This window comes from Nostoc sp. NOS(2021) (genome assembly GCF_017115025.1).
In the GTDB taxonomy this organism is placed as follows: domain Bacteria; phylum Cyanobacteriota; class Cyanobacteriia; order Cyanobacteriales; family Nostocaceae; genus Nostoc.
Map to the genome: position 1 here is coordinate 25,575 of NZ_JABXKM010000052.1, position 14,265 is coordinate 39,839.

At 42.6% G+C, this 14,265-nt stretch carries 14 protein-coding genes; 3 read left to right on the forward strand and 11 right to left on the reverse strand.

The window, feature by feature from the left end; genetic code table 11:
• Positions 1 to 30: 30 nt before the first annotated feature.
• The 6 genes from HWQ41_RS05975 to HWQ41_RS06000 form a co-directional block, all read right to left on the reverse strand.
• Positions 31 to 1,152: a sulfonate ABC transporter substrate-binding protein gene (locus tag HWQ41_RS05975; protein WP_292760658.1), complete on the reverse strand. Its 1,122-nt coding sequence runs from the start codon at positions 1,150 to 1,152 to the stop codon at positions 31 to 33.
• Positions 1,153 to 1,401: 249 nt separating this feature from the next.
• Positions 1,402 to 2,163, reverse strand: a complete 762-nt coding sequence (locus HWQ41_RS05980; RefSeq protein ID WP_292760659.1) for a class II aldolase/adducin family protein — start codon at positions 2,161 to 2,163, stop codon at positions 1,402 to 1,404.
• On the reverse strand, positions 2,147 to 2,821 hold the full coding sequence (locus tag HWQ41_RS05985; protein WP_292760661.1) for a cysteine dioxygenase family protein: 675 nt from the start codon (positions 2,819 to 2,821) through the stop codon (positions 2,147 to 2,149). The genes HWQ41_RS05980 and HWQ41_RS05985 overlap by 17 nt, the downstream gene beginning before the upstream one ends.
• 68 nt (positions 2,822 to 2,889) lie before the next feature.
• Entirely contained in the window at positions 2,890 to 3,096 is a 207-nt protein-coding gene (locus tag HWQ41_RS05990) for an RRXRR domain-containing protein (RefSeq protein WP_292760662.1), read from the reverse strand.
• Positions 3,097 to 3,538: 442 nt separating this feature from the next.
• Positions 3,539 to 5,299 (reverse strand): RluA family pseudouridine synthase, encoded by a 1,761-nt coding sequence (locus HWQ41_RS05995; protein ID WP_292760664.1) that lies wholly within the window; start codon positions 5,297 to 5,299, stop codon positions 3,539 to 3,541.
• Positions 5,300 to 5,488: 189 nt separating this feature from the next.
• Positions 5,489 to 6,847 carry a hypothetical protein gene (locus HWQ41_RS06000; RefSeq protein WP_292760665.1) on the reverse strand — a complete coding sequence of 453 codons (1,359 nt, stop codon included), beginning with the start codon at positions 6,845 to 6,847 and terminating at the stop codon, positions 5,489 to 5,491.
• 416 nt (positions 6,848 to 7,263) lie between these two features.
• On the opposite strand from HWQ41_RS06000, the gene HWQ41_RS06005 reads away from it, so the two are divergent.
• Positions 7,264 to 7,494 carry an AAA family ATPase gene (locus HWQ41_RS06005; protein WP_292760680.1) on the forward strand — a complete coding sequence of 77 codons (231 nt, stop codon included), beginning with the start codon at positions 7,264 to 7,266 and terminating at the stop codon, positions 7,492 to 7,494.
• On the opposite strand, the gene fdhD is transcribed toward HWQ41_RS06005, so the two are convergent.
• On the reverse strand, positions 7,454 to 8,293 hold the full coding sequence (gene fdhD, locus HWQ41_RS06010; protein WP_292760667.1) for a formate dehydrogenase accessory sulfurtransferase FdhD: 840 nt from the start codon (positions 8,291 to 8,293) through the stop codon (positions 7,454 to 7,456). The two genes, HWQ41_RS06005 and fdhD, sit on opposite strands and share 41 nt — an antisense overlap.
• 143 nt (positions 8,294 to 8,436) lie before the next feature.
• On the opposite strand from fdhD, the gene HWQ41_RS06015 reads away from it, so the two are divergent.
• Positions 8,437 to 9,618 carry a serine hydrolase gene (locus tag HWQ41_RS06015; RefSeq protein WP_292760668.1) on the forward strand — a complete coding sequence of 394 codons (1,182 nt, stop codon included), beginning with the start codon at positions 8,437 to 8,439 and terminating at the stop codon, positions 9,616 to 9,618.
• A gap of 251 nt (positions 9,619 to 9,869) precedes the next feature.
• Positions 9,870 to 10,460: a hypothetical protein gene (locus HWQ41_RS06020; protein WP_292760670.1), complete on the forward strand. Its 591-nt coding sequence runs from the start codon at positions 9,870 to 9,872 to the stop codon at positions 10,458 to 10,460.
• An 11-nt stretch (positions 10,461 to 10,471) separates the two neighbouring features.
• On the opposite strand, the gene HWQ41_RS06025 is transcribed toward HWQ41_RS06020, so the two are convergent.
• Genes HWQ41_RS06025 through HWQ41_RS06040 form a run of 4 tightly spaced genes read right to left on the reverse strand, consistent with a single transcriptional unit; the run spans position 10,472 to position 14,120 of the window.
• On the reverse strand, positions 10,472 to 10,762 hold the full coding sequence (locus HWQ41_RS06025; protein WP_292760672.1) for a hypothetical protein: 291 nt from the start codon (positions 10,760 to 10,762) through the stop codon (positions 10,472 to 10,474).
• Entirely contained in the window at positions 10,755 to 11,093 is a 339-nt protein-coding gene (locus HWQ41_RS06030; RefSeq protein ID WP_292760673.1) for a type II toxin-antitoxin system RelE/ParE family toxin, read from the reverse strand. Before HWQ41_RS06030 ends, HWQ41_RS06025 begins: the two co-directional genes overlap by 8 nt.
• Before the next feature lie 25 nt (positions 11,094 to 11,118).
• A complete protein-coding gene (locus HWQ41_RS06035; RefSeq protein WP_292760674.1) occupies positions 11,119 to 11,838 on the reverse strand; it encodes a Uma2 family endonuclease in 720 nt (239 codons plus the stop codon).
• Between the two features lie 56 nt (positions 11,839 to 11,894).
• Positions 11,895 to 14,120, reverse strand: a complete 2,226-nt coding sequence (locus HWQ41_RS06040; protein WP_292760676.1) for an FdhF/YdeP family oxidoreductase — start codon at positions 14,118 to 14,120, stop codon at positions 11,895 to 11,897.
• Between the last annotated feature and the right edge of the window lie 145 nt (positions 14,121 to 14,265).

Below are 14,265 nucleotides of genomic sequence, written 5' to 3' on the forward strand. Positions count from 1 at the left end.
ATGCCCTTACAACCGATTCATTGTACTAGTTTAAGTTTTTGGTGAAAATGCAGCGTATTGTTCTTTTGTCAATACTGCATCCTTCACATTTACCTCTTTGGGAATTAACTTCAATTTATAATATGTCTCCGCAACACCTTGTTGTAGATTTATTAGATTATCGTCAACTGGCACAAGACCAAAAGTCCGTCTGTCAGTTGCTTTTTTCATCGTTTCTACATCAATTCCTAACACAGGTGCTAGAATTTTCGCTACTTCTTCTCGATTCTGTTTAGACCATTCTTCTAGATTTTGAATTTCCTCCAGTATTGTCTTCACAGTTTGGGGATTTTCAGTGACAAATTTGCGAGTCATCAAATAATATCCTCCCTGTTTATTAATTCCTGTGCCATCAATCAGGACTCTGGCTTTAGTTGCCTCTTGAGCTGCTGCATAGAAGGGGTCCCAAATTACCCAGGCATCTACACTACCCTTGACAAATGCCGCGCGAGCATCAGCCGGTGCCAAATATTTAGGTTCAATGTCAGTATATTTTAATCCCGCTTTCTCTAAAGCTTGGACTAACAATAAGTGAGCGCTAGATCCTTTTTGAAAGGCAACTTTTTTACCTTTAAGGTCAGTAACTTTTTGAATTTGTGAATTTTGAGGAACAAGAATTGCTGAACTAGCCGGACTCGCCGCAGTACCAACAACATAAGTTAGTGATGCTCCGGCTGCTTGAGCAAATATTGGCGGTGATTCTCCTACAGGGCCGATGTCAATACTACCCACATTCATGGCTTCTAGTAGTTGGGGCCCCGCTTGAAATTCAGTCCACTGTACAGTTATACCTTCTGGTGCTAAACGCTTTTCTAAAACACCCTTAGTTCTCAGCAAAATGGTCGATTTTTGATAGCCAAATTTTACTACTGTTGCTTTACTGGAAGCAGAATTGCCAACAGATGTGGCACTGGGATTAGGAGAATTAACAGTCGATGTCGATGAGCAGGCAGCAAATAGCACGCTCAAACATAGCCCTGTAACAAAAGCTCCCGTTATTGGTAAAACAGAAGAAGAGAAGAATAACTTATGTTGATTATTAAATGGGATATTCCTGAATTTTATCAACGATATCCACTTGGTAATTAAGCGGCGAAAGATTAGGTTAATCATCAAAATGATTTCTCCGAACTATATAAATACTATAAACTTATAGGTTTACCGGAGTATATGAATAAATTCAGGGTAAGTTGACATAAAAATAGCGCAAAGTCGGGTAAATTTATACTTTCCTACCTATTATCCTAGTACAGCACAGCCCAAAGCCAGCCACCATCTCAATTAACCAGACAATTGATTAAGCTGCTTGTTAAAGGTAGGCAAACTGACGCCACACTGTACTAGTGCCAAAAAAACACATCATTAATTCAGCAAATCAGGTTCTTCGCGCACAATCCTGTCGTAAAGTGGCTGGAAGCTGAACCACCCGCTTGTATGTGACCCCACTTGAGTTTGTGTTAAACGGGCTGTTTCGTGTTTGATAGTAGTGGGTCTACCCGCAGCTTCTGCCAGCAGTTGGGCTTGGCACGATCGCTCCAAACTAATGTACCAAAAGGCGGCTTCATCTACTGTATGTCCCACAGTTAAAATGCTGTGGTTACGTAGGATTATGGCTTTCTTTGGCCCCAAAGCTTGCGCCAGTCGCTGACCTTCAGAAGTTTCTAAAACAACACCTGTGAAATCATCAAATAGGGCATGATCTTCGTAAAAAGCACAAGAATCTTGAGTCAAGGGGTCAAGGAGACGACCTAAACTAGACCAGGCTTTACCATAAAGTGAATGGGCGTGAGCCGCCGCGATTACATCAGTTCGAGCTTCATGAATCTGAGAATGGATGGCGAAAGCAGCTTGATTTACCTGAGCATCGCCTTTAACCACCTCACCTTCTCTGTTAACTAGAATTAGGTCAGAAACTCGGATATGACCGAAGTATGTCCCGAATGGATTGACCCAGAAATGGTCTGTAAACTCCGGATCACGAGCCGTAATATGGCCTGCAATTCCCTCGCTGAACCCAAACTTACCAAACAGGCGAAAGGCAGCAGCTAGGCGTTGCTTACGGTGCAGGCGTTCATCTTCAACTTGCTCGAATACTGGGGGTTGTGGTCTATCGTACTTGGGCATGTTCTTTTTCCTCTTCCTCTTTACAAGGAGCGTTGGAATATCCAGAGCGAAAGGATTGGACGCTGTGAGATTCTGGAATGAACTGGTGACGCAATACGCAACCAGTATCATTACCTAGAAGATGGATGGATACAGATGCGCTCTGGGATGTGGTTTTGACGGCGTGAATATCGCCATCTGGGGGTAAGAGGCGGTAGATATCGCCTGGTTGAAGCGATCGCACTTCAGTTACTTGTAATTGTGCGTGTCCTTCAGCATCGCCGCTATCTACACGGCGATAGACTGTTTCTTCTTGATTGCCTTTATATAAACCAATCAATCCCCAGGCCAAATGGTCGTGGACGGGAGTCGTTGAACCTGGGGGAATCACCAAACTGAATACTGACAGTGAACGGTCTTTAGCGCGATAAAGCAGCCATTGACCAATACCGCCGCCCATCTTGCTTTCGGGATTAATTTGGGCAAACTTTTCGGGTAGCCATTCCTGTTGGGCAAGGAGTTCTTGAAAATAGGGTTCTAGTCTAGCGAGAGTTTGTGTGCGATCGTCAACAGTGCTAGCGCTAATTTCCCGCACTGTTGCTACAAAGGATCGTAGTTCCTGGCTCTCAATAAACCATTGGTCTTCTGGTAACGGTTCTAAGATGGTGTGGTTTGTCATCTATATTCCTGGGTTTGTGAGGCGACTAAGATTAACTAATTACTAATTTGTAATTCATCGTTAAGAATTCAATTACGATTTATTTTAATACTAGGATGAATCTTAAAGCCAAGTTGCTCAAGTTTTAGATGAGAAAGGGACTCCTTTAGAATGATAGTAAAAGGATATCGCTGGAATACCGTAGCTTTTCCTTGTGACAATAGCAGCCTAGCATGGCTGATGTGTACTGGATATAACGGTTGTTGGTTGGCATCGAGAATGAATACTTTAGTCATATAATTTTGAATTTTAGATTTGCGATCGCCAGATTGGGAACTGGGGACAAAAGGCAGAGGTGCGGAGGGGCAGAGGGGAAAAACTTATTGCAACTTCTCCTCTGCTTCCCTGCGCCTCTGCTCCTTTTATTAAAGAAAAGACAAGAATGAGAGTCTAGAGGTCAACTCCTCCAGCACTATCGTCTTTACCTCTGATTTAGGGATTTCCAAGTAATAAATCATCCAATTTTGTGGGGTGTCTCACAATCATTTGTAGTTGAATATTTTTATTGGGAAGTCTCTTAACTGTGATATGGCTACCTTAAGTACGGTAAATCGGTCGAATAACCGTTGAATTGACTACAAGCAGAAATTATCACATACAAATTTAAAAAGCAATAGGCTTGCGAGGAGAGGATTAAGGGTTGGGGTTTAAGCAATTAAGCTGACATAATATGACGCGTCAAAAGGGCGTAATTGCTTGTAAATGCAGGGTTTTTTCTAACTGCGGATGCTGGAAGCGAAGTTCTCTGGCGTGCAGATGTAACCGACTAGTAACTGCACGGCATCCATAAAGGCGATCGCCTAAAATAGTTATCCCAAGTCCTCGCGCATCAGCTGCATGAACTCTCAACTGATGAGTGCGTCCTGTTAGTGGCGTAAATTCTACGCGGGTGTAGTCTCCTTCTCTCGCCATTACCTGGAAGTCTGTCAAGCTGGGTTTACCGTGCTGCCAATCAACTTTTTGCTCAGGGCGATTTTCAGGATCTCCCCACAATGGTAGGTTAATCACACCTTGCTCAACTGTCAAAACACCGGAAAGTATGGCTTCATAAACCTTGTGAATCTGGCGTTGCTGAAACTGTTGGCTGAGTTGCCGATGGGTTTGGCGATCGCGTGCCAACAACAAAATCCCAGAAGTTTCTTGATCTAGGCGATGCACAGATGCAAGTGCCATACCATCAGCTAAGAGATGACGTAAGCGACTCAAGACACTATCTTGGCGATCGCCATAACGACCAGGCACAGAAAGTAATCCAGCAGGTTTGTTTACAGCAATCAGCCATTCGTCTTCATAAATAATCGGGATCTCTCCCTTGATAGGGGAGAAGGCTGGGAAATTACAACGTTTTTCATTGGAGTCAAACACATTGGATCTACGCAAATGTGTTAATGTATTTAGCGAGAGTGGGGCCGTTGTCTGAAAATCCCTATTAGGGATTGAAATAGGTTTCAAGCCAGAGAGCAAAAACCCCATCAATGGCTGACATCGCTCGGCACACGCTCCATAAAATTCTCCCTGGATTTTATCCTGATTTACGGAAGACGCACCCCACCAAAATTCCGCCATTGCCAATGGTTTGAGTCCATGTGTTGCCGCATAATGTAGTAGCTTTGGGGCACAACAATCCCCTGTGCCAGTGGGAGAGCCTCCTGGCATCAATTGCTGTAATGATTGCGATCGCCCGGAAAAATTGGTCAGGCTGTAGCTAGCGTGCATCTGAGCTTGCAATTGACGCGACAGTGCTTTACGCCGTTGTTTCAGTTCACTAATTCGCGCATCTGTTGCTGCAATTAACTGTTGAAGGGGCTGTAATACTGCATTTTGCTGGCGTTTAAGTTGTCGTCGCTCAATTCCTTGCTGACGACTCTCTTCGTCGAGTTGTTCCAGGACAATAGTGAGTGCTTCTGGACTGAGTGTGTTGCAGATTTGCTGACGTTTTTCCTGTCGTTGATGTTTGCAATAGCGATGGCGATCGCTCATTGCTTGCAACTGCTGCTCAAACTCATCAAACAGGGTTTCATACTGCTGACGTTCGGTCAGTTGCTTTAATGCGAGGAGTTCTTGCTTAATTGCGTCCAACTGTGTCAAAGTGCGGGCTTCCTCAAAAGCAACTTCGTCTCGTCCTGGAATTGGCGGCACCCAGCCCTCAACGGCACTGCAACCATTCAAAAGACCGGAGAAGGCTTTGAGTACTCGTTGTTCGTCATTAGGCAATTCAACCAATAGTATTCCATACATCTTGCCTTCACGAGAATAACAGTCATTGTTGCTAAAATATTGCATTAGTCCGTGGGCGATCGCTTCGGCCATTGAGGTGCGGGGTAATTTCAGGCGAGCGCCACTTTGAGGACAACGCCCTTCGTACCAATAGCTACAAGATGAGTCGCTGACAGCAAAATCGCAGTCGATGAAATTTGAAAGTGGGTGCAGAACTACCATACAAGGTATGATTGCAAATCTAGCCGATCCTAATATCTGAAATTATTGCCTATACTAGCAAGTTCGTAGTCAGGACTTTAGTCCTTATTTTTTAAGCAGTAAAGTTCTTACTACAAACTTTTCATTACTATCTTGACAAAATAGTAGTGCGAGTGCGATCGCCTATGAATTATTTTGACTCTCTAGGATTTAGCCAGGAGGAATCGATGAATCGCTCACCGGTGGATTGTCTTGTTTTGGTGCAAGCGGTTGTTCAGGTGAATTATCTTGTTTTGGTGCAAGCGGTTGTTCAGGTGAATTATCTTCTTTGAATGTAGATTCCGGATTTTTTGTCATGCCATGCTGCTCTTGCCCTCTAAGTCCAAGATATGTGGCGGCACTGATTCCTTGTAGAGTTAGAAGTGTATCATCAAATGCCGGCATTGCCAGATTTTTAATCACCTCCAAAACAAAGAATAGTCCGATCGCAACTGTCCAAATAAATGTTTGGAACCGATGAAAGTTGACTCCATTAACATCCGATAATATATCTGAGAAAAAACCTTCAGAAATGTCTTGACTACCTTTTCTATTTTCCTCATTACCTTGCCCATCAATTAACGAAGTACCAAATGCAGTTACAGAGTTAATTCCTAATAAAATTAGTGATTGCCGATTCAAAATATTGGCATAATTTCCTGTTATGCCGTAGATAATCAGGTAAGAACCAAAAATTAGAAATGTCCAAAAAGCAAGTTGAGATATCGAGAGGCTGAACGGGTTTTTGTTCAATTTTTTTCTACCAAGAAAAAATTGAGTAATTCGGCTTTTCCGAGCTTCTTTTTGAAGAGCAGCCTTTTTTGTAATCAACAGTTCCTGACCACCGATCACCTCTTGTTGACAGTAAACCCCTTCTATTCCAGGGCTACGAAGGGCGTTTCGGCAATACCTAGTGAATATTAATACAATAGTCAGAAGTAGAAGCAGACACAGCCAAAATCGCCACGATAACAGAACTATTTTGAATTTAGGAGGTGATAGAGGATTGCTCACCGGAATCGCCAGTTTCTTGGGACAGCCGACTCCAGCTATCACGTTAATACTGTATCTACTTGCTTGACCAAGAAGCGTATTCCATGCAGCTTGAGACGAGTCGGTACGTTCAAGTCGAAAGGCTAACCAATTATCATCAACAATTTTCCTTTGATCTTTACCCGGAAGCATGACGATGACTGGTTCTCCGTGGACATCCTCTAGTTCATAGCCATCCAGGTACAACACTAATTGGCGAGGATCAAATGAAGTGCCATTAGTCGTTGCATTTCTGGTCGCTGCTGATAATCCTTCAACTCTCACCCTGATGCGATCGCCCATTTTAACTTGGTTACGATCATTGTCGGCAATGACTTGTTGAGTTTTGAGACCAGGGGGTACTGAACAGACTTGAGGGGATGTCAATACAGAAGGGACATCTGAACTATCTTGAGCAATTACTGCAAAGTTGATAGAAACGATCAGAGAAAACACCAACAGAAAAATAGTAGTAAATCTTTTAGCGTTTTTATACATCGAGAGGGATTCCACTGTGATTACTATGTCGGTAGTGTAACCATACTTGAGTCATTCCGTCATCGAACCAGGCTTGGTGGAAACGGAAATCAACGTCAACGAAATTCTCATCTGACCAACTGAACAAGACAGCTAAAGGTGAAAGGCGCGATCGCCAAACTTTTCCGATTTCTGGAACGCAAGTAAGAAGAGACGCTTACGCATTTCGGGAGTATTTACATCCTGATGTGTACCGTGATCTCATCACTAATACCAATTCTGTATGAAGATGCGCTAAAGCATATTTAAGTACAAGAAAGAAAAACGAACCGCGAAGGACGCGTTCACGAAGTGTCTCGAAGAGAAGGACGCAAAGGAAGAAAGAAGTTAAAAGGGTTTGGCGCAGCCTCACAAAGAAATGGTATAACGTTGTTTTTCTGGGCGCTCCTTCAACTGGTAAAACCACCATTGCATCACAATTAGCTAAAGAATATAACACTGTATGGATGCCGGAGTATGGGCGTGAATATTGGGAAAAACGCACTACGTGCCGCTACGCGAACACCCGTCCCATATTCAGGGCGGGCAGGAACCCCACAAGATGGATAATTTATTTCTTGGAAGTCCCTAAGCAGCATTTATTCTTTGCAAACCAGTGTAAATATTGAACCGTTCTCCGCGTAGGAATCCAATTAAGGTAATCCCGAATTCCTTGGCGACAGACACCGCCAAACTACTGGGAGCAGAAACAGAACAGACAATGGGAACTCCCGCAGTTGTAGACTTTTGCAAAATCTCAAAACTAGAGCGTCCACTGACCAGGATAATACAGTTATTTAAAGGCAACTCGTCACTGAGCAAAGCTGTACCAATCAATTTATCCAAAGCATTGTGTCGCCCAACATCCTCCCATAGGTTTAACAGTTGTCCTTGAGCATCGAAGGTAGCCGCAGCGTGTAAACCCCCTGTAGCAGTGAAGATACCTTGAGCGGCGCGGAGTTTGTCTGGTAGGCTGTAGATGATCTCAGGTGTTACTGTTGGGCCAGAAGGAATCACTGGACATCCCCGCATACGCAAAGCCTCAAGGCTAGCTTTACCACACACCCCACAGGCGCTACTAGTGTAGAAATGACGCTCCAAAGGCTGTAAGTCTGGAATCAACCCATCCCGCAGTTCTACATTGACAATGTTATGGCGCTGCTCACCATCTACTAATTCATCTACGCAGTAACTTATCCGTCGGATATCTTCTCTGCGGCTAACGACTCCTTCACTGTAGAGGAAACCAGCAGCCAGTTCAAAATCTGCCCCTGGTGTCCGCATAGTTACAGCTACCGTCTTCTGGAAAGGAACAAGACGAATTTCTAAAGGTTCCTCAGTAGTGAGATGATCTAAACGAGGCCGTACTTGACCTTTTTCTATTACCCAAACAGTGGCTTTGGTTTTGCTTTTAGTTGGTATTGTCATATTTGTGAGAGTTGGTAAATTGAAAATTTGATACTAATCTGGAAACAGAGTAATGCTATTTGTATATCAGATGTCAGGTTGATGCTCACCAACTACTTTGTACCGTTGAGCTAGATCGGCTAGGTTTCTGTTTAGGAAGTAAAATGAACCTCAGATTTTTGGCTTTCAGTAAAATTTTATTTGCAATAGTCTTTGTGATTTCCCTTGGTTTTGCAGGATACCTAGTGGGTAATAACATTAGTCAGGGAGTAATTGGAAAATCCCTTGCTAAACAAGTCATGTCTACCTCCACCGTCGGAAAAAGTTCTCAACTACAGACACTTTTAAATGAGATAGTTGTAGAACAAAAAATACCTGGTGCAGTCATGTATATTTCTACACCTAATGGTTCTTGGCTGGGAGCATCTGGTGTCAATGACTTGTCAACTAAAACCCGGATGAAACCCACAGATGGCTTTTCTATTGCCAGTATGAGTAAAACTTTTATGGCGGTGGTTGTGCTGAAATTAGTGGAAAAAGGGAAGATAGAATTAGATCAGGCGATCGCTACCTACTTACCAACAAACATCAGTCCTCATATTATCAACAGCGACAAAATTACAGTTCGTCAACTGCTCAACCACACCAGTGGTGTTGCTGAATACCTAGACACAAAAGAGTTTATTCAAGCTACTGCGAGAAGAAGTCGCTCACAGCCTTGGACAGCCAGAGAAGCTATTCCGTATATGTACCAAGAACAACCGCGTGCAAATCCCGGAGAAAAATTTATTTATACTGATTGCAACTACATTCTTTTGGAACTGATTGTTGAAAATATAACTAGGGGAACTCTCGCACAAGCAATTCGCAGTCAGATTTTAAAACCATTAGGATTAAAACATACCTTCACGGAATTGCGCGAACCGACAATTGGAGAAGTAGCTACAGGTTATGGCGATCGCCATAAGCATGGTAAGCTAGATAGCTACGCCGAAGTCAATGATGGCAATGGTTTAGGAGATGGTGGGTTGGTTTCAACAGCAGAGGATTTAGCCAAGTTCGCTAAAGCGTTATTTGTCAAAAAAACCTTACTTTCCTCGAAGATGATGAAAGAAATGTTGAAATTTAAAGATAATGGCGAAGGCTATAGCTATGGGTTAGGTGTAGAACGGTTTTCATCTCCTTTAGCAAAAGCAATTGGGCATACTGGTACAGCCTATGGCTTCGTAACATTGCTTGCATATCTCCCCAATCAAAATACCACCATAATAGTGCTGCTAAACAATCAGGATGTTGATATTAAATCAGTAGCTAGGACAGGTCTGGAAGTTGTTGAGAGTAAATGATAGTAATTTGTAATTATGCTTGTAGGGCTTAGATTATCATGTTCATCCTACTACTTTGTCAAGTTGGTTTTGAGAGTTTGTAGTAAGCAGTTTAGTGCTTAGAAAATAAGGACTAAAGTCCTTATTACGAACTTGCTTACCCATCAATTTAAACTTGACAAACTACTACTTGGATGATCACCTTTCTAGGTCAATGTTCAGTTATCAATAATTGGGGTTACTAATAAATTAGTAAGTACACGTTTCTCATCATGGAAAATAAACAACAAGAGATGTTAGATTTATTGGATGAAATCTACTGGAATGAAGGATATTCTTACGGAATTGAGTATTTTAGCCAGTTTTTGCATAAGATGGAAAAATATGATTTTGCAAAAATATTAGCTTCCCAAGCAAAATTTCCTGTTCAATATGTACTTAGCTTTATTCTATCAACTCCTTCACTTTGGATTAATTTTTTAGATACAGACTGGATTAGAATTATGTCTGTATTGAACCCCAGACCAAAACCATTCAGCATAGAAATTTTTGATGCAGGTTATGTAGATATTCATTTTTTATGTAAATATATGCGAGTTAATGCAATAGAACTGTTTTTACAACAAGAGAAATTCAGCAATGAAGATAAAAAAAGGATTCTTCAGTACTCTAGTAAAGTAGCAATTTTTTTATTTATGAATGAGTTAGATTTGGAAAATTTAGACGGCAATTATTATCTACATCAAGATGAACTTGAAAAGGTAAGATTAACCCTTATTTCTACCGGAAAAATTAAGCCGCTTAATTATACTGAAGATGAACTTAGTGAATACATAGAAAAAGAGCTAAAAGTTTATGAGTAAGGCTTTTAGCTTCACTTAACTCTTACCGCCAAATGCAACCCTAATGCATCCAGCAAAGCACTCAGACAATAAAATTCTATTTCTTCTCTCTCGGATAATATCTCTTCGAGTTTGTCATAAACTTGCTTAACTTGTACAGAAAATTGATCAATTCCACCTTTTGCCTCAATCACATTTTTCAGCGCCTTACTCAACATTTTCGGGTCGCCTTCTTCTAAGACAACTTCGACATAAGCTGCTGCTTCTAATGGGTCTTTGAGGTCTTCAATCAGTTTTTCGTGATAGCTTGCACTTTTAGGCATTATCTCTACTCCTATAATCTTCCCAATATTCTTTTGCTTTATCAATATCTTTTTCTTGAGTACTTTTATCACCACCGCACAAAAGAATAATAATTGCTGACCCTTCTTGCCCAAAGTAAACCCGATAACCAGAACTGTAGTCTATTCTCAGTTCAAAAACCCCATCTCCCACTGATTTACAATCACCGAAATTACCTGCTTCTACTCGGTCAAGCCTTGCTCTGATTTTAGCCTTTGCTTTTCTATCTCGCAAAGAGTCAAACCACTCAAAGAAAGGATTGATACCGTTATATGTTAAATAATTCCTAACCTCCTTTGGTTGAACTTCCATGATTTTTAGAGTAAGTCTACATACTTTAAATCGTATCTGGGTCAATACCCAATTCTCGCAATTTTGCTGCTAGGCGTTCAGTACGTTGTGTTTCTTGTTGGGCGCGTTGCTTTTCTTGTTCGGCGTAGTTCGCTTCCCACTGTGCAATTTCTTCTGGTGTAGGCATTACCTGTCCTTCTGCATTGAAATAGCGTAATTGATTTTCATGAACGCCCAAGTACAAACTTAACTGCTGACTCCACAACAACCCTTGTGGGTTGAGTTCTATAGGTTGATAAGTACCACCCACCAAAATAAACCCAGCAAATTCTAGATTCTTGGGGTCAAACCAGAAATATTCAGGAGTGCGAAAGATATCTTGATAAATTTGTTTTTTTAAGCCCTTGTCAATCGCTGCGGTTGACTTTGAAAGCAGTTCTATAATCAAATTCGGATATTTGCCGTCTTCTTCCCAAACAACCCAACTATCACGGGGTTTGTGTTCAGTATCCAACACCAGAAAGAAATCTGGCCCCTGAAAGTCTTCGGATTTAGGCTGGCGTGGACTGTAATAAATGCTAATATTGCCGGCAGCAAAGTAGTCATTAATACGATTGAAGTCTCGCCACCACCAATCAAGGCATTTTATCAATAGCAACATTTGCAGCAAATGTAAGTATGTTTCCAATGGTGGCTCATTACTTTCTAAATTCACTGGTGGAAATATAATATCTTCTGGGGTTTCAAAATCTTTGGCGACAGACATGGCTGCAAGTTTTGGAGTGATATTAAGTTGAGCGTAGCAGTGGGAAAACGGTAATCTTAGGTTTGTTTTTCCAGACGCACGATCGCATTATAATCAGGAACTCCTTCCAGCGATCGCTTACTTTTATCTAGTAGCACATTCCCTTCTGGCCAATGTACTTGTAAGTTTCCTGACTGAATTGGCGCAATGTAGACTTGACAGAACAACTCGCCTAAATCATTCTTAAGAATAACGCGATCGCAATCTTTTAAACCCAACTGTGCCGCATCAGCAGCATTCATTAGCACAGCCTCTCGCACTGCCCCAGTAATTGCATCCTTGCGTTCCTGCACCATACTATTAAATTGTTTGCCTCGGCGTGTTGCTAATAAGAAATAACCTTCTGGTAATTCTCTTTGGGGCGGCAACAATACGCCAAAGTGTGCCTTCCCATCCACTGTCGGGAAATTCCAACCAAAGCACAAATGTGACCCGCCATACTGAAATTGATCGCCAGCTTGCTGTAAGTGTTGAATACCTGCATATTGGGGGACGACTTGAGCAATTTCTTGACGAATAGCAGCTGTGTCAGCAAAAGCCAGCTTATCTGCCAAATCTGGTTTTACCCGCCTTGCCAATTCTAAAAATACTTCCCACTCTGGACGCGCTTCCCCAATGCGTGGCCCCGGAATTTCTGGACTGAAAATTACCCGGCGTTCGGTGTTAGTTTCTGTGACTCCCCCTGGTATTTCATAGCGAGTTGTCGCAGGTAAAAGCACCACAGTATCAGCAGGTTCCACTAACATTTGGCTGGAGAGAACAATATCCATGTGTACCCGCAACGGTATTTGCTTCAGTGCCGCTTCCACATAATCCGGTTCTGGCAGCACTTCTAGGAAATTCCCGCCCACGGAAAATAACACATCTAACTGTCCCTGATGTGCGGCGTTAATCATTTCTGGAGCAATTAAACCTTTACTTGCTGGCACTTCAAAGCCCCAATGCTGACTCAATTGGGCAGCATTTTCTGGGGTGATGGGTTTACCACCAGGAAATACTGTCGCGTAACATCCCATCTCTGCACCACCCTGCACCCCAGAGTGACCGCGAATTGGCATTAAACCGCAGCCTTCCCGACCGACAAAACCTTTGGTGAGAGCTAAGTTGATGATACTTCGCACATTATCTTCGCCGCATTCATGTTGGGTAATGCCCATACTCCAAACAAATACGGCTTTATTAGCTTCTTTGACCATTTTCGCAAAGGCGGACATTGACTCGCGGGATGTACCAGAAAGCCGCTCTAATTCTTCCCAAGATTGGCTTTCTAACGATGCTTTGAGTTCAGCAAAGCCAACTGTATGTAAGTTAATAAATGACTGGTCTACCCAGTTGTTAGCAATTATATGTTTAATTGTGCCATTCAAAAATGCTATATCCCCGCCCATATTGATTAAGAAGAAGTCTTCGGCAAACTTTGTACCGAAAAGGGCACTTTCCACAATTGAGGGCACCCAGTAGCGCTCCATTCCTGGCTCACGGTAAGTGTTAATAACTACAATTCTAGTGCCAGCTTTCTTGGCGTAATGGAGATATTTAACGGTGACAGGCTGATTATTGGCAACATTGGAGCCAATGAAGACTAATAAATCAGTGCCAATCCAATCTTTATAAGAACAGGTGGTAGCCCCCGCACCGATCGCAGCTTTCAGTCCCGCCGTGCTGGGAGAATGGCAAATGCGGGCAGCGTTATCAATATTATTGCTTCCCATTGCCCGCACAGCTTTTTGGGTAGCATAATAAGTTTCGTTGACAGTACCGCGACTGGTAATATAAAAACTGAGGCGGTCTGGTGTGGTAGTGCGGATGCGATCGCTAATTACCCCTAAAGCTTCATCCCAGCTAATACGGCGAAAGCCTTTTTCACCTCGTTGACGGATCATCGGGTAGGGAAGCCGCCCCAAGTCGCGTAATTGGGCACTTTTTTGCTTTTGTAACTGCGAGACATCCTCCAATACCACAGGGTCAAAAGCTGGCATAGTATTCATCCGCAACAGCCGCAACCGGACATTGCAGAGATGGATACCATCTAAAGTCCAATCTTTCATCCCGGTTGTTCCGAGAGCGCAACCATCACAGACACCTTTATCGAGAATATTCCACGCATAGGGTAGTTTGTCACGAGACAACCAGATTGCCCGAAATACCTCCCAGTAATTGTTGGGATACTGTTCGCCAATGCCGAAAGGCTTCCAACTTGCCCAGTGCTGGGGTGTCCAATATCTCTTGGGTTTCGGCAACATGACGCCTCCGCTCTTATGCAAGGAAAGTGATTCTTTTAGACTACCGTTTCAAGTAGCATTTAAGTAGCATGATTTCAAAAATCTGGGCACTTATATCATGTCCGCTTGATTACTTACTAAACCCCAAGAACCCCACCCCGCCAAA